This window comes from Arthrobacter monumenti, from assembly GCF_054511255.1.
The window spans coordinates 276630-298085 of the sequence record NZ_JBTNCY010000006.1 but is presented as its reverse complement, the minus strand read 5'-3'; the positions used below and the strand labels follow the sequence as shown (position 1 = coordinate 298085).

The following is a 21456-nucleotide window of genomic DNA, read 5'->3' as shown; positions in this document are numbered from 1 at the left end:
TTCCGCCCGGCGTAGTCGGGTTCCACCGGGCGGTACCGCGGCCGCTTAGGGCCACACATCCGGGGCTTCGGCGAGGATGCCATCGATCTGTCCCATCGCCCCGATCATGCCTTCCTCCATGCCCATGGCAAGCATCTGCTCCAGTTGTTCGGCGGATTCGAAACTCGACACGGTGGTCATCCGGGTCCGGCCGTCGTCGTGATTCTCGAATGTCACGACGGCGTGGGTCGTGCCCATATCGGTTACAGGAGCCCAGTTCTCATCGGCAAAGCCGTCGTCGAACTCCAAACGTTCCGGTGCTTGAATGGAGGTGAACTTCCACCAACCGCGGGCCTTCCCGCCGTCGGGGCCGGTCATGTAGTAATGGGCAGCACCACCGGGCACGAAGTCGTGCTCCTCGAACGTCGCCGGCCAGGTCGGTGGCCCCCACCAACGCTCCAGCTGGCGCGGATCTTCCCAGATCTGCCAGACGCGTTCGACGCTTGCCTCGAACTCGGCGACGATCGTGAAGCTCAGTGCTTCGGGGTCCCGGTGTGAATTGATGACGGTCATGATGATGCCTTCTTATCTTCAGCAAGGATGTCTGCAATCCGGTCGACGCGTTGCCGCCAGATCGTTTCGTACTCGTCGAGCAGCTGCTGCGCCCTGCGTACCGCCTCGAAATTGACGCTCACCATCTGCTCTCTTCCGCGTTTCTCCTTCAGTACGAGGGAGGCGCGCTCCAACACCGCCACATGCTTCTGCACTGCAGCGAAACTCATGTCGTAGTGCGCAGCCAACTCCGATACGGAGTGTTCACCGTCGATGGTCCGGACGACGATATCGCGCCGGGTCGCATCGGCGAACGCATGGAATATGCGGTCCATTTCGGATGCACTGAGCTGATCTACAACCATATGGTTGTAGATTAGTTCGGAGCCGTGAAGATGTCAATGGCTAACGCATCAGCCAGACCGTGGTCTCGGCCGGTAGTACATCACCGTCAATCGGCCCGCTCGCGATGAGCAGGTCGCCTTCCGGCAACGCAATGGGTTTGGTTCCGAAGTTGGCCACTGCCACCCAACCGTTGGGCCGACGGAAATGCAGCACCTCCGGGTCGCTGTCGACCCACTCGAGATCCTCCTCAGTCTGCAGTCGACCGCGAAGGGCGAGCGCCTCGCGGTAGAGCGAAAGGGTGGAAGCCGGATCCGCCTGCTGCGCCTCTACTGAACTTCCGCCGAACCATTCCGGTTGGGGCAAGTGCGCGTTGCCGGTGCCGAAGCCGAAGGACGATCCGTCGCGGGTCCAGGGCAGTGGAACCCGGCACCCGTCCCGCCCGATGTCCTTACCAGGATTGCGGAAGAACGCTGGGTCCTGACGCTCATTTGCCGGAATGTCAGCGACTTCGTTCAGACCAAGTTCCTCGCCTTGGTAGAGATATGCCGATCCGGGCAAGCCAAGCATCAGCAGTGTGGCCGCCCGCGCGCGGCGGAGACCGCCCTCCACATCCAGCCGTGGCCGGGTGCCGCCAAGCAGCAGCCAATCGGCGCCATGTTTTGTCGTCGATTCGCCCCGCGGCGGCAACCCATAGCGCGTCGCGTGACGGACGACGTCGTGGTTTGAGAACACCCATGTCGTCGAGGATCCGGTTTCCTTCGACTGCTTCAGGTTCGAGGTGATGATGCTGCGGAACTGGTCCGCGTCGAAGTCGGCCTCGAGCAGGTCGAAGTTGAAGGCCTGCCCGAGCCCTTCGGCACTGGCGTAGCGGTGGCGGCGCTGCGGAGTTGGAACCCATGCCTCGGCGACGGCGGTCCGCGGCGGATCGTACTCGTTGAAGACTCCACGCCACTCGGTATAAATCTCATGGACCTCGTCACGGTCCCAGAGGGGATGACCGCCGGTGTCCTTGTCCATCGTGTCGAGCTCGGACTGTGAGGGCAGCACCTCCGGCAGATGCTTTGCGCAACCGTGTGCGACGTCCACGCGGAACCCGTCCACGCCGCGATCGGACCAGAACCGCAGGGTGGTCAGGAAGTCAGCCCGGACCTCCGGGTTTTGCCAGTTCAGGTCGGGCTGTTCCTTCGCGAAGAAGTGCAAATACCATTGCCCGTCGCCGACCGGCTCCCACGCGGGGCCGCCGAAAATCGACTCCCAGTCCGCAGGCGGAAGCTCGCCATTTTCGCCGAGTCCGTCGCGGAAGATATACCGGTCGCGCTCGGGCGATCCTTTGGGGGCCGCCAGCGCCGCACGGAACCACTCGTGCCGGTCGGAGGTGTGGTTGGGGACGATGTCGACGATGAGCCTAATGCCGGCGGCATGGAGGGCCGCGATCATCGCGTCGGCATCTTCCAGGCTGCCCAGGCGGGGATCGACGTCGCGGTAGTCGTCGACGTCGTACCCGCCGTCGGCAAGTGCCGAGGGATAGAACGGGCTCAACCACACCGCGTCGATTCCGAGCTCCTTCAGGTAGGGCACGCGGTCGGTGATGCCGGGAAGGTCACCGATGCCGTCGCCGTTCGAGTCGGCGAAGCTGCGCGGGTAGATCTGGTACACGGCCGCCTGCCGCCACCAGTTGGCATCAGCATGGGCCGATTCTTCACTGTTCTCGGCTAAGGGGCGGGTGTCGAGTGCATTGGTCATGTTGGCGGAAGCCGTCCTTTGGTGTGGATGTGTTTGGGAAAGGTTTACTTGATCGCGCCCTGGGTTACCCCGGACATCACCCAGCGCTGAGTGAACAGGTAGACGATAATTGCGGGGGCCATGGCCATCAGATAGGACGCGAAGGCGACGTTGTAGTTGTTGCTGAACTGGGTTTGGAACATGCTTTGCAGCACCGGCAGAGTCTGCATCGACGGGTCCGAGGTGATAAGCGACGGCATCATGAAATCGTTCCAGGAGATGAGGAAGGCGAAGATTCCCACCGTGGCACTCATTGGAGCCAGCAACGGGAAGATCAGCTTCCAAAACGTCTGCCACGTGCTGGCTCCATCCAGTTTTGCGCTCTCTTCGAGTTCGGCAGGGATCGAACGGAGGAATGCCGTATAGAGCAGGATGCTGAAGGACAGCTGGAACATGATGTGCAGCAGAGCGACGCCCATCGGGTTGTCCAGGCCCACGATGCCGGTGAGTTTGATTTGCGGCAGCGCCACCACCGGGAACGGGAGGAACATGGTGGCCAACAGATAGAAGAACGACCACCGGAACAATTTACGGTCCCAATTACGCACAATCGCGTAAGACGCAAGGGACGCCAGCAAGATGGTTCCGGCGACCGTGACCACTGTTACCAGCACCGAGATGGTGAACGCCCGGGGGAATTCCGTCAGCGCCCAGGCTTCGGCGAAGCTGGAGAAGGTGAGCGGGGACGGGAGGCTGAACGCACTGCCGCTGACGGCCTGCTGCGTGGTTTTCAACGCCATCGACACGGTGACGTACAACGGAACCAGCACGGTCAATGACGCGAGCACCAGCACGATGGTGATGGGCCAGTTGGCCTTGTCCCGGCCATACTTTCCGCGGCGCTTGCGGGTGGAGGGGTTCCGCGGCGTGGCAGGAAGTTTTGTTGTTGTTTCGCTCATCAGAGGGCCGCCTTTCCGCGGGTGAGGCGCAATTGCAGCAGTGCAAGCGCCACGGCGATGATAAAGAAGATAGTTGCGTTGGCCATTTGGTAGGCGTAGTCGCCGCCTTCAAAGCCGGAGATAATCGTCATCGCGATGCTTCGGGTGGCGGTGCCCGGTCCGCCGTCGGTGAGACCGACAATAATGTCGTAGGCGTTGAGGAAGTTCTTGAAGCTGATAATCGTGTTGATCACCACGTAGCCGGCCACCAGCGGCAGGGTAATCGTCCACAGCTGCTTCCAACCCGATGCGCCATCGATGGAGCTGGCCTCATAGACCTCCGCCGGAACGGCGAGCAGACCCGCGATGTAGATCAGCATGGACATGGGCATGGCTTGCCAAGCGGTGACAAATACGATCGACAGCCATGCCAACTCCGGGTTGGCCAGGATGCTGGTCGCCAGTGGTTCGAAACCGATGGCTTGGCCAAAGGCGGGCAGTGAATTGGAGAAGAGGTACTGGAAGACGTACGCGATGATGATTCCGGAAATCACCATCGGTATGACGAAGACCGCCCGCAGCGCCACCTTCATCCGGATCTTCGATGTCAGTCCGACAGCGAGCAGGAAGGAAATGACGTTGACTGCGATGACGGTGACCAGCGAAAATCCGAGGGTGAACCCATAGGAGGCCAGGATGGCCGGGTCGGAGAAGGCGGCAATGTAATTGGTGAATCCGATGAGATCGAATTCGCCGAAACCGATGGAATCGGTGAAGCTGTAGAAAAAGCCCATCACGGCGGGCAATGTGATCGCCAGGGTGAAAATCACCAGGGTAGGGATCAGGAAGAGATAATAGACCGGGTCGATTCGATACCGCCGCCCGGCGGCGTTGCGCCCACCCTTGCGCCGGGTTCCCGGCCCTCCTGAGGTGGAATCGGAATTGCTGCCGGTGGCGGATTTGCCTGCCCCGGACCGGGTACTGGTTGTCGTCGATGACATGTGCTGTTCCTTCTTTTCTGCCGGGCTTACTGGCGGAACGCGAGCCGCGCCCAGTCCTGATCGAGCCTGCGCAAGGTGCCTTCAATGCTGGCGCCGTTGGCAATGGCCTGAATGTAGTTTTCTGCCGGGATGGTGCGCGGGATGAACTGTGAGGCACCCATGTAGAAGCGCCCGTCGTCGTAATAGTCCTGCATCTGCGCGATCCGCGGATCGGTGACTGGCGGTGCGTCCTTTGTCGTGCCGAAGGCGAGGAATTCCTTGTTGTAGGCATTCTGGATTTTCGGCTGCATCAGGAAGGACAGGAACTTCCGTGCCTCGCTCTTGACCGTGGACATCTCGGGAATCCAGAGCGACAGGTCAATGTTGACCCGGACTTTGCGGTCGGCCGGATCGTCGGTCATCGGCAGCGGGAAGGTACCAAGGTCCACATCGGTCTCGGCCTTGGCAATCTCGCCGAAGGCCCAGGGTCCCTGCATATACATGGCGGCCTTGCCCTGCGCCATGGCGGTGTTTCCGTCGCCGTATCCGCGCGCAGGTGCGTCCTTGTTGGAATACTCAACCAGTTTCATCATTCGGGTGACTGGCTCAAGGAAAGTCTTCTGGAATGAGACGTCCGAGTGAGGCCCGACTTCGGTACCGAGTTCGTGCATACGGTTATAGAAGGATTCGACATCGACCATGCCGCCGACGGTGTAGTCGAACAGGCCTTGGGCAACTGTCCATGGATCGCGGAAGGTGCTGTAGATCGGCGTTTGGCCGGCCGCGGTGAGCTTCTCGCACACCTCGATCATTTCCCTCCAGGTGGCCGGAACTTGGAGGTTGTGATCGGCAAAGATCTGCTTGTTGTAAATGACGGAAGACGCAGCCATGGAGTATGGCAGCACGCTGGTGCGTCCCGGGTAGGTCGCATACTGGTTGACGAGTTGCTGCACGTCGGGACGTATGCGGGCAGCCGCGGGCATGTCGCTGAGGTCCGACAATGCTCCGCGTTCCATGAAACGAGCCATTTCGAGGTTGTAGTTGAGGCATCCGAGATCTGGCGGATTGCTGCGGACGAAGCTGGCTGAGAGGTTCGATGATGAGTCATGGATGACGCGGATGCGTTCCTGCGAAGAGGTGAAATCCTTGGCCAGACCGGTGAAGTAGGGGATGGCTTCGGGTTTCGTCTCGTAGAACCTCACCTCGGCGCGGGCGGAGCCGGCAGAGCCGCCACAGCCGGAGAGCGCCGCCATGGCGCCGGCTGCGCTGATCCCTGCGAGGAAACGGCGTCGGGACAGCGGACTGCTCACAGTCGGATGCGAAGTGGTCACAATGGGGCCTCCCGGATGCTGTGCCGGCCGCATGGCTGGCGGTAATTGATTGTTTGACTAAATATAGTTGCAAAATAAACTCGCTGACAGACATACTGGAACGTGGAGAGCGAGGTGTCAAGACCCATGGTGATTCAGCCGGTGGCGGTATCGTTCTCGCAGCGTCGCTTCAACGCCGCCGCGATTCTTCGTTTGGCATGGGATGTTCCCGCTCTTACAGCCTCGGATGCGATGAGTGAAACGGGCCTCACCCGGTCCACCGTCATCGCGCTGTGCGACGACCTTGTGGACAGCGGATGGCTTGCTGAGCTGGCCGATGCCAGGACAGCGGGGGAGGCGTACCGCAAGGGGCGCCCGGCCAAACGGTACGCGCTTCGCGGCGATGCGGGCGTTGTCGTGGGGGTCGATGCAGGCCCACACCGGATAACGGCGACCGTGGCCGACCTCTTTGGCATGGAGCTGGGACAGGCAGCTGAGCATGTGCCGGGGGATGCAATAGAAACGGCCGACCGTGTGGCGTTAACCGACGGCGTCGTAGATGCCGCGCTGGTTGCTGCCGGTGTCTCCGCCGCGCGGGTGTTGTGCATCAGCCTTGGCGTTCCGGCCCCGACCGACCAAAACGGTGCCTCCCCTGAAGGCGAAAACTCTTTCTGGCGCCTCATGAATCCCGGATTTGCCCAGCACTTCGCTGCCCGCGGCTGGGCCACAGTCGTGGAGAATGACGCCAACCTTGCCGCGGTGGCCGAGGGCAGCATCGGGGCAGGAGCCGGAGTCCCGTCCTACATCACCCTGCTCTCGGGTGAACGGTTCGGCGCCGGTTATGTTGTCAACGGACAGCTAATCCGCGGTACGAGGGGCGGTGCGGGCGAAATGCGGCTCCTGAACCTGGTCGAGAACGTGGGGTCGGCCGACGGAATCGGATTGCTGCTGCGTGACTGGGTCCGCAGCGCGAAGGGTTCCGGCGCGTTGCCGGCGGGCAGTGTGTTAAACGATGTTTCCCTCAATAACCTGGACGCACCCGCCGTCTTTCAGGCTGCCGACGCTGGAGACCCGTTTGCCGTCCAGCTGATCGAGCGCATGGCAGACCGGCTCGCCCGGATCTGTGCGGTTCTCGCCGGACTGCTCGATGTGGACAGAATCGTCGTAGCCGGCGCCGTGGCAGAAGCCGTTGATCTGCTGTTGGAGCGTACCCGGGCACGGCTCGCCGAACTTACCCACACGCCAGCACCCGAGATCGTCGCTTCGCCGCTCGGAAGCGGCGTGGTGAGCGCAGGTGCCGTCAGGAGGGCGCTTAGCTACACGCGCGATCACGCCCTCGACCTGGTGCTCGACGACACCATGGAATGATGGGCCCTGCCTATCCGCCCTATGACGGTGGGTTTTGCCAGAGCCCCATCAGGTTTCCCTCGCTGTCGCGGAAGTAGGCGTAGAAACCCATATCCGGAATTTCCTGCTTTGGCGTCACCGTCGTCCCACCAAGGGTGCCGATCTTCTCCAATGTCGCATCGATATCCTCAACGTCGACCGTAATGACAGGGCTCGTCAATTCTCCGTACCGGCCGAACAACCCGCCGTTAATCGCTCCAGGTTCCGACGGCATGCCCTGCTCATCGGTGCTTGTGGTCACCACCGTGGTGTAGTTCATCTCCGGCATCGGATTGAGCTTCCAGCCGAAGGCCGTACTGTAAAAATTCCTCGCCCGGTCCTGATCGTCGGCCGGAACTTCGAAATGCACAACGCGCCCTGACATTGCATTCACCTGAATTCATGATTATGAAATGGCGGGTGATCCACGCCACATTCATTGATTCTAGGCCGCCCGGAGCGTGGGCACCAGAAGCTTTTGGCCCACCGAAAAGTGCAGGGATCTGATAGCTCGCAGGAAGCGGCGGCGGGCCCGTCACCAAGCCGGCCGCCGTCGTCGTAATTAGTCCCGCTAGGGGATGTAGTTGAAGGTATCAGGATCCGCGCCGGTGCGCTCGCCGCGGTCCAGACCGGAAATTGCCTGCATATCCTGCCCGGTCAGTTCGAAATCGAACAGGCTGAAATTCTCCTCGACCCGCGAACGCGTAACGGATTTCGGGAAGACGATATCGCCGCGCTGGACATGCCACCGCAGAGTCACCTGGGCGGTGGTCTTGCCATGCCGTTCGGCGATGTCCTTCAATACCGAATCGCCGAGCACCTTGCCCTGCGCAATGGGCGACCAAGCCTCGGTGGCGATTCCCTGGCTCGAGTTGAAGCCGCGGACCTCGTCCTGGACGAGATACGGATGGACTTCGATCTGATTGACCGACGGAACGGTTTCGGTCTCAGCCAGCACCCGCTGCAGATGATGCGACTGGAAGTTTGACACGCCGATGGACCGCACGCGGCCGGAGCGGTGAATCTCCTCCATCGCCTTCCAGGTTTCGACATAGTCGCCTACATCGGGCAGCGGCCAGTGGATCAGGAACAGGTCGAGGTAATCAAAGCCAAGGTCCTCCAGGGTCTGGTCGAAGGCCCGGAGTGCGTCGTCGTGGGCGTGGAAGCCGTTGTTGAGCTTGCTGGTGACAAAGATTTCGCCGCGGTCGATGCCGGACTCCCGGACGGCCTCGCCGACCTGCTTCTCGTTGCCATACATCTCGGCTGTGTCAATGTGCCGGTAGCCGATTTCCAGGGCGGCCAGCGTGGCGGCCTTCGTTTCTTCCGGGTCGATCTGGAAGACGCCGAAGCCCAGCTGGGGGATAGTGACGCCGTCGTTCAGTTTGATCTCTGGTACTGCAGTCATGGCGGGGTCCTTTCCAGTTTCACCGCGGCCGCAACCGGCGGTGAGGGCGAAGATGGGTCATCAAGGGTAATCAACAGCAGGCTTAGGATATTCCTGACCTTGCTAACATATGGGCTGTCAATGCCGGAAACGCTGGCGCCCATGAAGGAGATGCCATGCCTGAAGCTCAGCTGACCCTGTCCGCCGTCGTTCTTGGCGCCCCGGATGCGCAGGAACTGGCCGATTTCTACCGGCGGCTGCTGGGCTGGAAAGAGAAATACAGCGAACCGGGATGGGTCATGCTGCAGGCCCCTGATAGCGGCGCCGGTTTGTCGTTCCAGTCAGAATCCGGCTATGTCCGCCCGGTCTGGCCGGAAGAACCAGGGCGGCAGCAGATGATGATGCACCTGGATATCCATGTCGATGATCTGGCTGCCTCAGGGGAGCATGCGGTGGCGGCCGGTGCAACACGGGCTGAATTCCAGCCGCAAGAGGGCGTTCGCGTCTATTTCGACCCGGCTGGCCACCCGTTCTGCCTGTTCCTGGACTGACACGCTGTTCCTGAACCGGTGCCGCAACCGTAGTTGGATTGGGTGAAATGGCCAGCCTGCAACCAGCCATACTGGAGAGATGAGAGCCATTCTTGCCATTCTTGCCGTTTTGGCCGCCATCCTGCTGGTTTTCGGAATCATCATCGAGACCCTTGAATTCCTGTTCTCGGTGGGCCTGGCGTTGCTGGTCCTCGCCGTGGTGGTGCTGGTGCTGCGGCATGTCACCGCGAAACGCTGAGAACGACGTCGAACGTGGGTAATGTGCAAAGCGTCGCCTCGCAATGGCTTCAGCGGTTCCTGGACGGCTTCAATCAGGCAACGCCGCTCGTGCCGTCGCTGGTGACTCTCGGACTGATCGTCGCCGCCGCCGTCGTTCTCGCTGTGCCGGCCGCGACCTGGCGGTATTTCGGACTATTCGTCACCGTGGTTCACGAGCTGGGGCATGCCTTCGCCGCCCTGTTTACCGGCCAGCGGTTGACCGGGATCAAGATCAACAGTGACCAATCGGGCTCCACTCATAGTCTCGGCCGCGGCGGCTGGCGCGTGGTGTGGTCCGGTTTCTGGGGTTATCCGACGCCGGCACTTGTCGGCGGGGTTCTGATCTGGTGCGCCCTCAACGGCTGGCATCCTGCAGCGTTGTCGGTCAGCGCCGTCGTCATTCTCCTGACGTTGCTGTTCGTGCGGAACTGGTACGGCGTGGCGGTGATCGTGGGCTGTGTGCTGGTCTCGGGAGCGCTGCTGCTGTACGCGGACAGGACGATGCTGGGTTACATCACGCTCGTGCTTGGCATAGCGTTGGTGGTTGGAGCCGTCCGGGATTGGCTGAACGTGGCCTCCGTGCATGTACGACGCCGGCGCGAACTTGCCTCATCGGATGCCTACATCCTGTACCGGCGGACCAGGATTCCTGCCGGCGTCTGGTTGGCTCTGTTCGGTTCGGTAATCGCGGCGGCCGCCGTCTTCAGCATGCTCTCGCTGCGTCCGATACTGGCCGGATCGGTGCAGCAGCTGTTTTGAGCTTGCCACGAGCGGCGAATATGCGTCCGAAATACGGCGCGGCGGCGAATGGGAATGGCGTTACCGTTACATCACGGTAACCTAGGGCGAGAGCCTCCATAGACAAGAAAGTGTGGATTGATACGTGAGTAGCGAACAGAGTTCGACGACTCTGGCGGGTAATTCCCAAGACAGTGACCCGGTCATGGGCCCCACCGGCCGTCCGCAGACCGAGTTTCCTGAACTTCGCGCGCTCGATTCCCACGGGCCTGCGCGCATTATCGCCATGGTCAATCAAAAGGGCGGCGTCGGAAAAACGACGTCGACCATCAACCTGGGTGCCGCGCTCGCCGAAGCCGGTCGCAAGGTCCTGCTCGTCGACTTCGATCCGCAGGGCGCGTTATCGGCCGGCTTGGGCACGAATCCTCATGAGCTGGACCTGACCGTCTATAACGTGCTGATGGATCGTAAAGTCCAGATCCGGGACGCTATCCAATCAACGTCGGTTGAAGGCATCGATCTGCTGCCTGCGAACATCGACCTGTCGGCAGCCGAGGTGCAGCTGGTCAACGAGGTGGCCCGGGAACAGGTGCTGGACCGGGCGCTGCGCAAAGTTGCCGACGATTACGATGTGATCCTGGTCGACTGCCAGCCTTCGCTGGGACTGCTCACCATTAACGCCCTGACCGCCTCGCACGGGGTGATCATTCCGCTGATCTGTGAATTCTTCGCGCTGCGTGCTGTGGCGCTGCTGGTGGAAACGATTGAGAAGGTCCAGGACCGGCTGAATCCGGCGCTGGTGGTCGACGGCGTGCTGGCGACCATGTATGACGCCCGCACCCTGCACGGCAGGGAAGTAATTGCCAGGCTGGTCGAGGCTTTCGGTGACAAGGTTTTCGAAACAGTGATCAAGCGCGCCATCAAGTTCGCGGATGCCACCGTTGCGGCCGAACCCATCACGGCTTATGCCGGCAGCCATACGGGCGCGGAGGCGTACCGCAATCTGGCCAGGGAACTCGTCGCCCGCGGTGGCGCCCCGTAATGACTGTCCTCAAACCGGAGACCGAGTTCCAGTCTTCCGGTTTTGAGGTCCGGCTGGATAACTTCACCGGCCCGTTCGATCTGCTGCTCGGTCTGATTTCCAAGCATGAAATGGACATTACCGAGGTGGCCCTGGCCCGGGTGACCGACGAGTTCATCTCCTACATCCGCAGGCTGCAGGACGGTGGACAGGAATGGGCGCTGGACGAGGCGAGCGAATTCCTGGTGGTTGCCGCCACGCTGCTGGATTTGAAAGCGGCCCGGCTGCTGCCGTCCGGTGAAGTGGAGGACGCTGAGGATGTTGCGCTGCTTGAAGCGCGGGACCTGCTTTTCGCCCGTCTGCTGCAGTACAAGGCGTTCAAACAGGTCGCGGCCATCATCGGCGACCAACTCCAGGACGAAAGCGGCCGCTACCCGAGGCTGGTCCGCCTGGAACCACAATTTGCCGCCCTGTTGCCGGAACTGATCTGGCGCAGCACGCCCCAGGATTTCGCCGCACTTGCCGCGAAAGCACTGCAGCCAAAGGATCCACTGCCGACCGAGGTCGGACTGGCACACCTGCATGCCCCTGCGGTCAGCGTGAAGGAGCAGGCAGGCATTCTCGGCGACAAGCTCAAAGCCGGACAGTCCTTATCCTTCCGGACCCTCATCCAAGATGCCGATAATACGATGGTGGTGGTTGCCCGCTTCCTGGCCTTGCTCGAGATGTTCCGCGACGCCGTCATTGCCTTTGAACAGATCTCGCCGCTGGGAGCGCTGAAGGTGCACTGGACCGCGGCGCCGGATGATTCCTGGAGCAGCGCCGCGATCAGTACCGATTTTGATGAGCAAGGGGCGACGCCCGAAGAAGTGGAACAGAACCATGAGTGAACCAAACGACGACGGCGGGAACGTTCGGGAGGACGATCAGCCGCGTGAAGAACAGCCGACTGAGCAGAGCCGGGACGAGCAGCAGCCGGAAGAGGCCTTGGATCTGGACGTTCTGCCCGGGGGAGCGAAGGCCGCTCTGGAAGCCGTCCTGATGGTCATCGACGAACCCGCCACGGAATTCGAACTGGCGACAGCCTTGCTGCTTCCGGTGGACCGGGTCCGGAGTCTGCTCGCTGAACTTCGTGCCGAGTATGACGGATATACTGGGGAGGATCCTGCGCCGGAATCAGCTTCAGCGGCAACCACTCCCCGTGGATTTGAGCTGCGCAATGTAGCCGGCGGCTGGCGGATATTCTCCCGGAGCACGTTCGCACCTGTGGTGTCGCGGTTTGTTCTCGAGGGTCAGACAGCGAAGCTGACGCAGGCTTCGTTGGAGACGCTGGCGGTAATTGCCTACCGTCAACCTGTTCCGCGGGCCAGGGTATCGGCTATCCGCGGCGTCAACGTTGATTCTGTCATCCGGACTCTGACCCAGCGCGGCCTCATCGAGGAAGCCGGCACAGACCCGGAGTTCGGCGCTGTGCTGTACCAGACGACGTCGTTTTTCCTGGAAAGGATGGGCATTGGCAGCGTCGCTGAACTTCCGAAGTTGGCGCCGCACCTGCCGGGGCTGGACAATTTAGAAGAGTTTGAAGGCTTGACCTATTGAGACGTAATGATTTGTATGAACGCTGACTTGAAGGAAACCCAATGACACAGCCTCCCCGCTCCGGATCCCACGGCCGCCCCGGTCCGGAAGGACGCCGCGGAGGGCACGGCAAGGGTCAGCAAGGCGGACCCGGCAAGGGCCGCACCGGTGGCCAGCCAGGCAAGGGCCGTTCCGGCGGTCAGCAAGGTGGGTTCGGCCCCGGCGTTTCCAAGCCTGATGACGCCAAGCCGTCGCGTGCCAAACCGGCCCCGGGTGCCAAGCCTTCCCATTCCAAGCCGGCACCGGGCAAGCCATCGCGGCCAGCCGCGGCCAAAGGCGCCAAAGGACCTAAGGGTCCCAGGGCGTTTGGCAATGAACGCTTCGGCAAGAACCTCGGACCGGTCCAGCAGCGGAAGAGTCACGGCAAGCGCCGTCCCACGGCTCCGCCGGCGGATCAGTCCGACGCACATGATCCGGAAGGCGTGCGCCTGCAGAAGGTCCTGGCCGGTGCCGGAGTTGCCTCCCGCCGGGTCTGCGAGGAGATGATCCGCGACGGCCGCGTCGAGGTCGACGGCAATATAGTCACCGAATTGGGAGTGCGCGTCGATCCCCGCAGTGCGGTTATCCACGTGGACGGCATCCGGGTCCAGTTGGACGAAACACTGGTCTACTACGTCTTCAACAAGCCCAAGGGTGTCGTCTCCTCCATGGATGACCCCGAGGGCCGTCCATGCATTTCCGACTACCTGAAGAAGCGCCCGGAACGGCTCTTCCATGTGGGCCGGCTCGATATCGCCACCGAGGGGTTGCTGCTGTTGACCAACGACGGCGAACTGGCCAACCGCCTGACGCACCCCTCCTACGAGGTACCCAAAACCTACCTGGTGCAGGTGCGTGGACCGATGGCCCACGGCGTCGGCGCTCAGATGCGGGCTGGAATAGAGCTCGACGACGGCACCGCCTCGGTCGACTCCTTCAAGCTGGTCGACTCGACACCGGGACACCTGCTCGTCGAAGTAGTGATCCACTCCGGCCGCAACCGCATCGTCCGCCGCCTGTTCGACGCCGTCGGCCATCCCGTCGAGCGGCTGGTGCGGATCCAGGTCGGCCCGATCCGCCTCAATGACCAGCGCCAGGGAAGCATCCGCGCGCTCGGCAAGCAGGAAGCCGGTCATCTGCTCGCGACTGTAGGGATGTAGCGGTGACAGCAGTGAACAACGGGCATACACACCTGCGCGGGCCGGTGTTGATCATCGGCACCGGGTTGCTGGGTGCCAGTATTGGACTTGGCCTTCGCCGGTGGGGGATCGACGTCGTTCTGTCGGACACCTCTCCGTCGGCCGAGGCAGTCGCGCAGGACATTGGAGCGGGACGGCTGCTTCGGGATGCCGAACCGGATTTTGCGCCGGAACTGGTGGTCTGTGCACCGCCGCCGGATGTGACCGCCGCCGTCGTCGTCGATGCGTTGAAGCGGTACCCAAACGCCGTCGTCGTCGACATTGCCAGTATTAAGGCGTCTGTTGCTGCCGAGCTGAAGGCAGCCGGGGCGGACCTGAGCCGTTACGTGGGCACGCATCCGATGGCCGGCCGGGAGAAGTCAGGTCCGGTGGCGGCCCGCGCGGAATTGTTTACCTCGATGCCGTGGGTGCTTTGCCCTCCGGCTGCCGCCACGGGACAGGCGGTCAAGACTGCGCAGGCGCTCGCTTTGGACCTTGGCGCGATTGTGGCGAGGATGTCGGTGGAGGAGCACGACGAGACGGTTGCGCTGATTTCGCATCTGCCGCAGGTCGTTTCCTCGCTGGTGGCGAGCAGGTTGCAGGACACGCCGCCGCAGGCGCTCTCGCTCGCCGGACAGGGGCTGCGTGACGTGACCCGGATTGCCGCCAGCGACCCGTCGCTATGGGTGCAGATCCTGGGCGCCAACGCTTTCCGGCTGGTGGACATCCTCTACGGTGTCCGTGAAGATCTGAACCGGCTGATCAATACACTGGAACAGCCGGAGGCGCCGGGAGCGCGGTTGGACCTGGCGCAGCTGATGAGCGAAGGCAACGCCGGGCAGGCGCGGATTCCAGGCAAGCACGGCGCACCGCCTCGTGCGTTCGCGGAACTGACGGTCTTGGTCGACGACGTACCCGGGCAGATCGCGAAACTGCTGACCGAGATTGGCGCAGTCGGAGTGAATCTGGAGGACCTGCGGCTGGAGCATTCGCCGGGGCAGCAGGTTGGCATGGTCGAAGTATCGGTTGTCCCGGGCAAGCGGACGGAATTGATAGAAGCGCTTACGGAGCGTGGATGGAAAGTGGTTTCATGAGGGAGTCAAGAACGGTCCGCCTCGGCAAGTCCCTGGTGGTCGCCATCGACGGACCATCCGGATCGGGCAAGTCCAGCGTCAGCAAGGAAGCCGCCCGTCGGCTCGGACTGACGTACCTGGATACCGGAGCGATGTACCGGGCGGTGACCTGGCACTGCGTCGACCTCGGCCTCGACCTGGATGACGCCGTCGCCGTCGAACGCGCCACCCGCACCATCGACCTTTACATCAGCACCGATCCCGACACCGAACTCGTCAAGGTGGGCGGCGTCGACGTCACTGCCGCGATCCGCGAGCCGGAAGTTTCGACGGCGGTCAGCGCGGTGGCCACCAAGCTGGGCGCCCGGGCGGAACTGATCAGACTGCAGAAGCAAATGATCGCCGACGCCGGACGCCGGATAGTCGTCGAGGGCCGGGACATCACCACGGTGGTCGCGCCCGAGGCCGAGGTCCGGTTGCTGCTGACGGCGAGCGAAGAGGCGCGGATGGCGCGGCGCGGGCTGCAGCTCGGAGGCACCCAGGACGCCGGACAGTTGACGACCCAGGTCCTGGAGCGGGACAAGAAGGATTCCACGGTGGTGAACTTCCACCAGGCGGCCGACGGCGTCATCACGGTGGATTCGTCCGACCTCGACTTCGAAGAAACCGTGCGGGCCGTGCTCGACGCCGTCCACGCTGTTGCGGACTGAGGTCGGAGCAGGGTATCCGAACGTGTTTCAATGGATTGCAGCCGCAAAACACTTTTCTCTGCTGCGCCAGCCACACAAGAAACGCCATCGAACCGTGCTGCACCAGCTGCCGGACGATGAAGCATGCCAACAAACGTAACTCCCAAGAAGGACAGTGATCATGAGCGATAGACCGTCTCAGGACGAGAGCGCGAACGACGGGTTCTCCGATGAGGAGTACGTGCCCGCCGAAGCGGACCAGGTCAACGAGCGCTACGCGTCAATCGACGACGCCGAGGCGGATCAGCGTGCCGAATCGCTTCGTGCCGGTCTGGCGGACTACGAACTTGATGAAGAAGACGCCGCCCTGCTGGCCGGAGCGGCGGAGGACGCCGACGACGACGCGGCGCACCGGATGGAGCCGGTGCTGGCCATCGTCGGACGGCCGAATGTCGGCAAATCCACCCTGGTGAACCGCATCCTCGGCCGCCGGGAAGCCGTCGTCGAAGATACCCCTGGTGTAACCCGGGACCGCGTCTCCTATCCAGCGCACTGGAACGGGCGCAACTTCACCCTGATCGATACCGGTGGCTGGGAGCACGACGCCAAGGGCCTTCAGGTCCAGGTCGCAGAGCAGGCGGAAGTGGCGGTCGAAATGGCCGACGCCGTCCTGCTGGTCGTTGACGCCACCGTGGGTGCGACAGCCATGGACGAGGCGATTGTCCGGATGCTGCGCCGGATCAAGAAGCCTGTCATTCTGGCCGCCAACAAGGTTGACGACATCCAGGTGGAATCTGACGCATCGGCACTGTGGGCGCTGGGACTCGGCGAACCATATCCCGTCTCCGCACTGCACGGCCGTGGATCAGCGGACATGCTCGACGCCGTTCTCGAGAAGCTGCCCGAATTTTCCGCTGTCGAGGGGATCCAGCGCACCGGTGGCCCACGGCGCGTGGCCCTGATTGGGCGGCCGAACGTGGGCAAGTCCTCGCTGCTGAACAAGCTTGCCGGTACCGAACGCGTGGTGGTGGATCCCACCGCCGGCACCACCCGTGACCCGGTCGACGAGATGATCGAGCTTGGTGGCCGCACCTGGCGTTTCGTGGACACCGCTGGTATCCGCCGCCGGGTGCATATGGCCCACGGTGCGGATTTTTATGCCTCGCTGCGTACCCAGACGGCACTGGAGAAGGCGGAAGTCGCCGTCGTGCTCCTGGCCGTCGACGAGGTGTTGAGCGAGCAGGACGTACGGATCCTGCAGCTGGCCATTGGCTCCGGCCGTGCCCTCGTGCTGGCGTTCAACAAGTGGGACCTGCTGGAAGACGAACGACGCAAGTATCTGGAGCGGGAGATCGAGCAGGATTTGGCGCACGTCGACTGGGCACCGCGGGTCAACATCTCGGCGAAGACCGGCTGGCACAAAGACCGGCTGGTGCCGGCGCTGGAGCGTTCACTCGAATCGTGGGACAGCCGCATTCCGACCGGACGGCTCAACGCCTTCCTCGGCGAGCTCGTTGCGGCGCACCCGCACCCCGTACGCGGCGGCAAGCAGCCCCGCATCCTGTTCGGCACCCAGGCCTCGAGCAGGCCGCCGAAGTTCGTGCTGTTCACCACCGGGTTCCTCGACCCCGGCTACCGCCGCTTCATCACCCGCCGGCTCCGCGAGACCTTCGACTTTGAAGGCACACCGATCGAGGTCAGCATGCGCGTCCGCGAAAAGCGCTCGCGGAAGCGCTGATCGGGTCGCGGTCTGGTTCGTTACCAGCCGCGGTTTAGGGTAGGATTTCATGGTGGTCCGGGCGACAAAGCCGGACCGTCGGGTTGTGGCGCAGCTTGGTAGCGCACCTCACTGGGGGTGAGGGGGTCGCAGGTTCAAATCCTGTCAACCCGACAAATTGAAAGCCCCCGGATCGTTGGAAACCCACGATCCGGGGGCTTTCTGCGTCCGGGGTGTGAGCCGCTGCGGGGTTCATCTATTGCTTCGTTCAATTGACTCTGCTGTTTCATCCGAGGTTACGATGACAACTACGCTGCGATATTTAGCGCGACGCATCCAGTCTGACAACGACTCCAATCCAAGCCTTGAGAGTGAGGCACGATGAACGATCCGGGCTCTGAGCGGCTGGTCGGTCTGCGTGAGATCACCGAAGCTGCTGAACGCATTGGCGATCTGGTGCTGCGCACTCCGGTCATCGAGCTGCCGCACCCGGTTCGATCCGATGAAGTGCTGCACTGCAAGGCTGAGTCACTGCAGCCGACCGCTGCTTTCAAGCTCCGCGGAGCGTATAACGCAATTGCCCAGGCGCTGCCGCAAGCACGTGAGTATGGCATTCTCGCCCAGTCCTCCGGTAATCACGCACGTGCCGTCGCCTATGTCGCGCACCGGCTCGGCCTACATGCGGTGATTGTGATACCGGAGAACGCACCGCCGGCGAAGGTCGCGGCGGTGCGGGCTCTTGGGGCGCAGGTCGAACTTGTGCCGATTGCGGAGCGGGACACCCGGACGCTGCAGTTGGCGGGCGAAGCCGAGTATGTGCATGTGCCGCCCTACGATGACCTCCGTGTCATCGCGGGGCAGGGGACCGTCGGCCTGGAGCTGATTGAGCAGGTGCCGAATGTCGACGTCGTGCTCGTCCCTGTCTCCGGCGGCGGACTGATCTCCGGCGTATCGGCTGCCGTAAAGGCTCTCAGCCCGCACACCCGGGTCATTGGGGTTGAACCAGAACTGGCGGCTGATGCTACCGATAGTTGGCGCGCAGGCCAACGGATCAGCTGGACGCCGGAACAGACTTCCCGCACCATCGCGGACGGACTGCGGGTCACGGCGGTCGGAACGCATCCGTGGGAGCACATCCAACGCTATGTCGACGATTTCGTCACGGTCTCTGAGGCGCAGATTTATGCGGCGATGCGGCACCTCGCCGTCGCCGGGCGACTGGTCACCGAACCATCCGGGGCTGTCGCGGTGGCGGCGTGGATGCATGACCTGGTGCCAGCGGAAGGCACTGTTGCGGCGGTGGTCTCTGGAGGATCGGTCGAGCCGTCGCTGCTGGCCTCAGTGCTTAGCTCTTAGCCAGCCCCGGTGTGCCCGGGCCGGGTCCTGCCTGACCAGGACCCTGTCCGGGACAGCCGCCCGCTTCCGGAATAGGATGAAGCGGTGGAGGCATTGCTGGAATTCGCTGGTGATTATTGGTGGCTCGTTTTTCCGCTGAGCGGGGTATTTGCCGCGTGGGGAGATTCGTGGCGGAAGGCCAGTAAGCGCCGGCATCAACGCAAAGTTGAGCTGTACAAACTCCGCTACCACGGCCAACAGGTTGAGCAAACGCAAGCGGGTGAAGTGGAAGCGCTCATGGAAACCCACGACGCCGTCAACCAACGTTGGTTGGACTACGAACTCGATGTGGGCAAGCTCATCGATTTCCCCATGATGACCGATGTCCGTGAGCCCCTCACCGTGGCCTTCCACCGGGCGAAGCGCGACGCAGACGCCCTCCGCCCCGCGAAGCCGGATGCTGTGAGCTCTGCCCGGTTGTCCGAGTACCGCGATGCGGTGAATAGCTGTGAGGTTGCCTTCAGGATTGCCGAAACCGAAGCCCGGCGCCTCAAGACCGGAAGTTTCTCGGAGAAGGAGCGGCAGCGACTGTCCACGGCCAGGAAACTGATCACTATCGCCGTGGATAATGCTGCCACCCCGAACGAAAGGCAGACAGCTTACCGCCGCGCCCGCCGTGAGCTGGACGGCCTTATCGTGCTGCCGGACCGGGCCGTGAATTTGCTGGAGCAGCAGGTGGCCCGCCCCTTGGAGGGCGGCCGCTGGTAAACTGCTGCGACACATACGAGGGATGGCAGGTCACAATATTGAGTACGGCATTGGCACTGGTACGGCACGGACAAACGGCCTGGAATGAAGCAGGCCGTTTGCAGGGAAGTACAGATATTCCGCTCGACACAACCGGTCGTGAGCAAGCCGCAGCAGGTGGTGCGGAACTCGCCGGCAGACGGTGGGATGTGCTCGTATCCTCGCCGCTGGGTCGTGCGGTCGAAACCGCGCAGATTATTGGCCATCGGATCGGTCTAGAACCCGCGAAGCCCATCGCCGGATTGCGGGAGCGGGACTACGGAGCGTTGGAGGGTAAGTACCTGGATGGATTGTCAGAGCCTGAATACAATCGCCTGCACACCGGGGCGGAGCCCGAGGACGCAGTAGCCGAGCGTGGGCTGAAGGCGTTGTGCGGATTGTTCGAGGAGTACCCGGAACAGCGGATCATCGTCGTAGCGCACGGAACTTTGATCCGGCTGACGATGTCGGCGTTGCTCGGCCAGCCCCACCCGAGGCTCGCGAATTGCGAAGTCGTCGACGTCGAACCGGAGATGTTCCTCAACCTTCAGGCTGTCTAGCAATATCAGATCCGGTAACCGCCGCCGTCGCCCTCAGGGCGCGGCGGTTGGGGAGAGCCGACGTCGTCGGTTCCGGCTTCCACCCCGGTACTCGGTGCCTGTCCGCTGCGGTCCGCGGGCGAGCCATGTGCCTCGAACAGCCGGAGCAACTCCATCGGTACAGGAAAGACCACTGTCGAGTTCTGTTCCGCGCCGAGCTCCAGCATTGAGGACAGGGTCCGCAACTGCATTGCGGCCGGGTGGGCTTCGAGGACCTCCGCCGCCTTCCCCAGGTTCTCGGCGGCTTCCTGCTCGCCAAGGGCATGGATGACCTTGGCGCGCCGGTCCCGCTCGGACTCGGCCTGCCGGGCCATCGCCCGCCGCATGCTCTCCGGGAGCAGAACATCCTTGACCTCCACGATGGTGACCTTGACGCCCCATGGGTCGGTGACCTCGTCAATGACCCGCTGCAGCTGCTGGTTGATCTCATCCCGTTTGGTCAGTAGATCGTCCAGGCTGGTCTGGCCGATAATGCTGCGCAACGTCGTTTGGGCGACCTGCTGGGTACCGACACGGTAATCCTCGATAGAGAGCACCGCACGCACCGGATCGACCACGTTGAAGTAGGCCACGGCGTTGACTTGGACCGTGACGTTGTCCCGGGTAATCACATCCTGGGAAGGCACATCGTAGGTATGCGTGCGCAGATCCACGCGCCGCATGCGGTCGAGGAACGGGGCAATCACGAACAGCCCAGGGCCTTTCGGCGCCTGGATGCGGCCTAGGCGGAAGATGACGCCCCGTTCGTACTCCGGGACGATCTTGACGGCCCGGGTGACGATGTAGATAACCACCAGAGCCGCAACGCCCAGACCGATCAGCGTGCCGTCAATCATGCGTCCTCCTCAGTCGGCGCTTCTCCGGCCAGCGGCTCGACGACCAGGAAGAGGCCATCGACTGCCCGGACCCGCACGCGGTCGCCCGCCCTCAACGGCCCGCCGGTGCTGTGCAACGACCACCAGCTGCCCTCCACGAATGCCAGCGCGTGTGTACCTTCCGCTGATCTTACCGTGACGATCTGTCCCCTGAAATGATCTGTACCGCTGCTGCTGGATGTGGGGCGGGAGCGGCGCCAGAGCCACACGGCCAGGAACAACCCGCCGAGGGCAAGGATCAGCGTGGGCACAATCAAACTTAGGAACAGATCCCAGCCCAGGCCGAGGCCCTCGATGAAGGAGGACAGAGCAGAACCAATTTCGTCGAGCAGGTCGACCTCAGATCCGGTCACGGCAATCGCTCCGGTGTGCGCTCCGCTCGCGGTCATGCTCGGTCCTCGACTGGGTCATGCGATCCTAATG

General features: G+C 62.7%; 24 protein-coding genes and 1 tRNA gene. 15 read left to right on the top strand and 10 right to left on the bottom strand.

All coding sequences use genetic code 11. The annotated features are described in order from the left end of the window. Positions 1–45: 45 nt before the first annotated feature. Genes ACX80B_RS11255 through ACX80B_RS11230 form a run of 6 tightly spaced genes read right to left on the bottom strand, consistent with a single transcriptional unit; the run spans position 46 to position 5769 of the window. Entirely contained in the window at positions 46–552 is a 507-nt protein-coding gene (locus ACX80B_RS11255) for an SRPBCC family protein (protein ID WP_459296074.1), read from the bottom strand. Next, positions 549–896, bottom strand: coding sequence for an ArsR/SmtB family transcription factor (locus ACX80B_RS11250; protein WP_459296072.1), 348 nt, complete (start codon positions 894–896; stop codon positions 549–551). Before ACX80B_RS11250 ends, ACX80B_RS11255 begins: the two co-directional genes overlap by 4 nt. 40 nt (positions 897–936) lie before the next feature. After that, a complete protein-coding gene (locus ACX80B_RS11245) occupies positions 937–2619 on the bottom strand; it encodes a glycoside hydrolase family 13 protein (RefSeq protein WP_459296070.1) in 1683 nt (560 codons plus the stop codon). A gap of 44 nt (positions 2620–2663) precedes the next feature. Next, the gene (locus tag ACX80B_RS11240; RefSeq protein WP_459296068.1) at positions 2664–3557 is read right to left on the bottom strand and encodes a carbohydrate ABC transporter permease; all 894 of its coding nucleotides are present in this window, start codon (positions 3555–3557) and stop codon (positions 2664–2666) included. Then, a complete protein-coding gene (locus ACX80B_RS11235) occupies positions 3557–4537 on the bottom strand; it encodes a carbohydrate ABC transporter permease (RefSeq protein WP_459296066.1) in 981 nt (326 codons plus the stop codon). The genes ACX80B_RS11240 and ACX80B_RS11235 overlap by 1 nt, the downstream gene beginning before the upstream one ends. Before the next feature lie 26 nt (positions 4538–4563). Beyond that, the gene (locus ACX80B_RS11230) at positions 4564–5769 is read right to left on the bottom strand and encodes an ABC transporter substrate-binding protein (protein WP_459296146.1); all 1206 of its coding nucleotides are present in this window, start codon (positions 5767–5769) and stop codon (positions 4564–4566) included. A 204-nt stretch (positions 5770–5973) separates the two neighbouring features. On the opposite strand from ACX80B_RS11230, the gene ACX80B_RS11225 reads away from it, so the two are divergent. Then, on the top strand, positions 5974–7194 hold the full coding sequence (locus ACX80B_RS11225; RefSeq protein ID WP_459296064.1) for an ROK family protein: 1221 nt from the start codon (positions 5974–5976) through the stop codon (positions 7192–7194). Positions 7195–7213: 19 nt separating this feature from the next. On the opposite strand, the gene ACX80B_RS11220 is transcribed toward ACX80B_RS11225, so the two are convergent. Together ACX80B_RS11220 and ACX80B_RS11215 are read right to left on the bottom strand one after the other, a co-directional pair. Then, on the bottom strand, positions 7214–7597 hold the full coding sequence (locus ACX80B_RS11220) for a VOC family protein (RefSeq protein ID WP_459296062.1): 384 nt from the start codon (positions 7595–7597) through the stop codon (positions 7214–7216). A 186-nt stretch (positions 7598–7783) separates the two neighbouring features. Then, entirely contained in the window at positions 7784–8617 is an 834-nt protein-coding gene (locus tag ACX80B_RS11215; protein WP_459296060.1) for an aldo/keto reductase, read from the bottom strand. A 155-nt stretch (positions 8618–8772) separates the two neighbouring features. On the opposite strand from ACX80B_RS11215, the gene ACX80B_RS11210 reads away from it, so the two are divergent. The 14 genes from ACX80B_RS11210 to ACX80B_RS11145 all read left to right on the top strand — a co-directional run bounded on the left by ACX80B_RS11210 (position 8773) and on the right by ACX80B_RS11145 (position 20119). Beyond that, positions 8773–9147 (top strand): VOC family protein, encoded by a 375-nt coding sequence (locus tag ACX80B_RS11210; RefSeq protein ID WP_459296058.1) that lies wholly within the window; start codon positions 8773–8775, stop codon positions 9145–9147. Between the two features lie 79 nt (positions 9148–9226). Next, positions 9227–9385 (top strand): hypothetical protein, encoded by a 159-nt coding sequence (locus ACX80B_RS11205; protein WP_459296056.1) that lies wholly within the window; start codon positions 9227–9229, stop codon positions 9383–9385. Positions 9386–9399: 14 nt separating this feature from the next. Then, positions 9400–10164: a M50 family metallopeptidase gene (locus tag ACX80B_RS11200; RefSeq protein WP_459296054.1), complete on the top strand. Its 765-nt coding sequence runs from the start codon at positions 9400–9402 to the stop codon at positions 10162–10164. 124 nt (positions 10165–10288) lie between these two features. Beyond that, positions 10289–11185: a ParA family protein gene (locus ACX80B_RS11195; protein WP_459296052.1), complete on the top strand. Its 897-nt coding sequence runs from the start codon at positions 10289–10291 to the stop codon at positions 11183–11185. Next, a complete protein-coding gene (locus tag ACX80B_RS11190) occupies positions 11185–12054 on the top strand; it encodes a segregation and condensation protein A (RefSeq protein WP_459296050.1) in 870 nt (289 codons plus the stop codon). Before ACX80B_RS11195 ends, ACX80B_RS11190 begins: the two co-directional genes overlap by 1 nt. Beyond that, positions 12047–12763, top strand: coding sequence for an SMC-Scp complex subunit ScpB (gene scpB / locus ACX80B_RS11185; RefSeq protein WP_459296048.1), 717 nt, complete (start codon positions 12047–12049; stop codon positions 12761–12763). The genes ACX80B_RS11190 and scpB overlap by 8 nt, the downstream gene beginning before the upstream one ends. A gap of 41 nt (positions 12764–12804) precedes the next feature. Then, entirely contained in the window at positions 12805–13941 is a 1137-nt protein-coding gene (locus ACX80B_RS11180; protein ID WP_459296046.1) for a pseudouridine synthase, read from the top strand. Between the two features lie 2 nt (positions 13942–13943). Next, positions 13944–15053 carry a prephenate dehydrogenase gene (locus tag ACX80B_RS11175; RefSeq protein ID WP_459296044.1) on the top strand — a complete coding sequence of 370 codons (1110 nt, stop codon included), beginning with the start codon at positions 13944–13946 and terminating at the stop codon, positions 15051–15053. Then, positions 15035–15742, top strand: a complete 708-nt coding sequence (cmk, locus tag ACX80B_RS11170; protein ID WP_459296042.1) for a (d)CMP kinase — start codon at positions 15035–15037, stop codon at positions 15740–15742. Before ACX80B_RS11175 ends, cmk begins: the two co-directional genes overlap by 19 nt. A 160-nt stretch (positions 15743–15902) precedes the next feature. Then, on the top strand, positions 15903–17459 hold the full coding sequence (gene der, locus ACX80B_RS11165; protein WP_459296040.1) for a ribosome biogenesis GTPase Der: 1557 nt from the start codon (positions 15903–15905) through the stop codon (positions 17457–17459). Positions 17460–17538: 79 nt separating this feature from the next. Beyond that, positions 17539–17612: transfer RNA gene (locus ACX80B_RS11160), tRNA-Pro, on the top strand. A 207-nt stretch (positions 17613–17819) separates the two neighbouring features. Beyond that, positions 17820–18794 (top strand): threonine ammonia-lyase, encoded by a 975-nt coding sequence (locus ACX80B_RS11155; RefSeq protein ID WP_459296038.1) that lies wholly within the window; start codon positions 17820–17822, stop codon positions 18792–18794. Between the two features lie 84 nt (positions 18795–18878). Further along, positions 18879–19541 (top strand): hypothetical protein, encoded by a 663-nt coding sequence (locus tag ACX80B_RS11150; RefSeq protein WP_459296036.1) that lies wholly within the window; start codon positions 18879–18881, stop codon positions 19539–19541. 38 nt (positions 19542–19579) lie between these two features. Continuing rightward, the gene (locus ACX80B_RS11145) at positions 19580–20119 is read left to right on the top strand and encodes a histidine phosphatase family protein (RefSeq protein ID WP_459296034.1); all 540 of its coding nucleotides are present in this window, start codon (positions 19580–19582) and stop codon (positions 20117–20119) included. A 5-nt stretch (positions 20120–20124) separates the two neighbouring features. On the opposite strand, the gene ACX80B_RS11140 is transcribed toward ACX80B_RS11145, so the two are convergent. Together ACX80B_RS11140 and ACX80B_RS11135 are read right to left on the bottom strand one after the other, a co-directional pair. Continuing rightward, the gene (locus ACX80B_RS11140) at positions 20125–20994 is read right to left on the bottom strand and encodes a slipin family protein (protein WP_459296032.1); all 870 of its coding nucleotides are present in this window, start codon (positions 20992–20994) and stop codon (positions 20125–20127) included. After that, complete coding sequence (locus tag ACX80B_RS11135; protein WP_459296030.1) at positions 20991–21422, bottom strand: NfeD family protein; 432 nt, start codon at positions 21420–21422, stop codon at positions 20991–20993. Before ACX80B_RS11135 ends, ACX80B_RS11140 begins: the two co-directional genes overlap by 4 nt. Between the last annotated feature and the right edge of the window lie 34 nt (positions 21423–21456).

Excerpts from the sequence above, each read along its gene's own strand:
- ACX80B_RS11135 (WP_459296030.1), bottom strand. The coding sequence starts at position 21,422 with ATGACCGCGAGCGGAGCGCACACCGGAGCGATTGCCGTGACCGGATCT.
- ACX80B_RS11235 (WP_459296066.1), bottom strand. The coding sequence starts at position 4,537 with ATGTCATCGACGACAACCAGTACCCGGTCCGGGGCAGGCAAATCCGCC.
- ACX80B_RS11225 (WP_459296064.1), top strand. The coding sequence starts at position 5,974 with ATGGTGATTCAGCCGGTGGCGGTATCGTTCTCGCAGCGTCGCTTCAAC.
- ACX80B_RS11215 (WP_459296060.1), bottom strand. The coding sequence starts at position 8,617 with ATGACTGCAGTACCAGAGATCAAACTGAACGACGGCGTCACTATCCCC.
- cmk (WP_459296042.1), top strand. The coding sequence starts at position 15,035 with ATGGAAAGTGGTTTCATGAGGGAGTCAAGAACGGTCCGCCTCGGCAAG.
- ACX80B_RS11245 (WP_459296070.1), bottom strand. The coding sequence starts at position 2,619 with ATGACCAATGCACTCGACACCCGCCCCTTAGCCGAGAACAGTGAAGAA.
- ACX80B_RS11230 (WP_459296146.1), bottom strand. The coding sequence starts at position 5,769 with ATGGCGGCGCTCTCCGGCTGTGGCGGCTCTGCCGGCTCCGCCCGCGCC.
- ACX80B_RS11140 (WP_459296032.1), bottom strand. The coding sequence starts at position 20,994 with ATGATTGACGGCACGCTGATCGGTCTGGGCGTTGCGGCTCTGGTGGTT.
- ACX80B_RS11210 (WP_459296058.1), top strand. The coding sequence starts at position 8,773 with ATGCCTGAAGCTCAGCTGACCCTGTCCGCCGTCGTTCTTGGCGCCCCG.
- scpB (WP_459296048.1), top strand. The coding sequence starts at position 12,047 with ATGAGTGAACCAAACGACGACGGCGGGAACGTTCGGGAGGACGATCAG.
- ACX80B_RS11205 (WP_459296056.1), top strand. The coding sequence starts at position 9,227 with ATGAGAGCCATTCTTGCCATTCTTGCCGTTTTGGCCGCCATCCTGCTG.
- ACX80B_RS11180 (WP_459296046.1), top strand. The coding sequence starts at position 12,805 with ATGACACAGCCTCCCCGCTCCGGATCCCACGGCCGCCCCGGTCCGGAA.
- ACX80B_RS11155 (WP_459296038.1), top strand. The coding sequence starts at position 17,820 with ATGAACGATCCGGGCTCTGAGCGGCTGGTCGGTCTGCGTGAGATCACC.
- ACX80B_RS11255 (WP_459296074.1), bottom strand. The coding sequence starts at position 552 with ATGACCGTCATCAATTCACACCGGGACCCCGAAGCACTGAGCTTCACG.
- ACX80B_RS11240 (WP_459296068.1), bottom strand. The coding sequence starts at position 3,557 with ATGAGCGAAACAACAACAAAACTTCCTGCCACGCCGCGGAACCCCTCC.
- ACX80B_RS11190 (WP_459296050.1), top strand. The coding sequence starts at position 11,185 with ATGACTGTCCTCAAACCGGAGACCGAGTTCCAGTCTTCCGGTTTTGAG.
- der (WP_459296040.1), top strand. The coding sequence starts at position 15,903 with ATGAGCGATAGACCGTCTCAGGACGAGAGCGCGAACGACGGGTTCTCC.
- ACX80B_RS11250 (WP_459296072.1), bottom strand. The coding sequence starts at position 896 with ATGGTTGTAGATCAGCTCAGTGCATCCGAAATGGACCGCATATTCCAT.
- ACX80B_RS11220 (WP_459296062.1), bottom strand. The coding sequence starts at position 7,597 with ATGTCAGGGCGCGTTGTGCATTTCGAAGTTCCGGCCGACGATCAGGAC.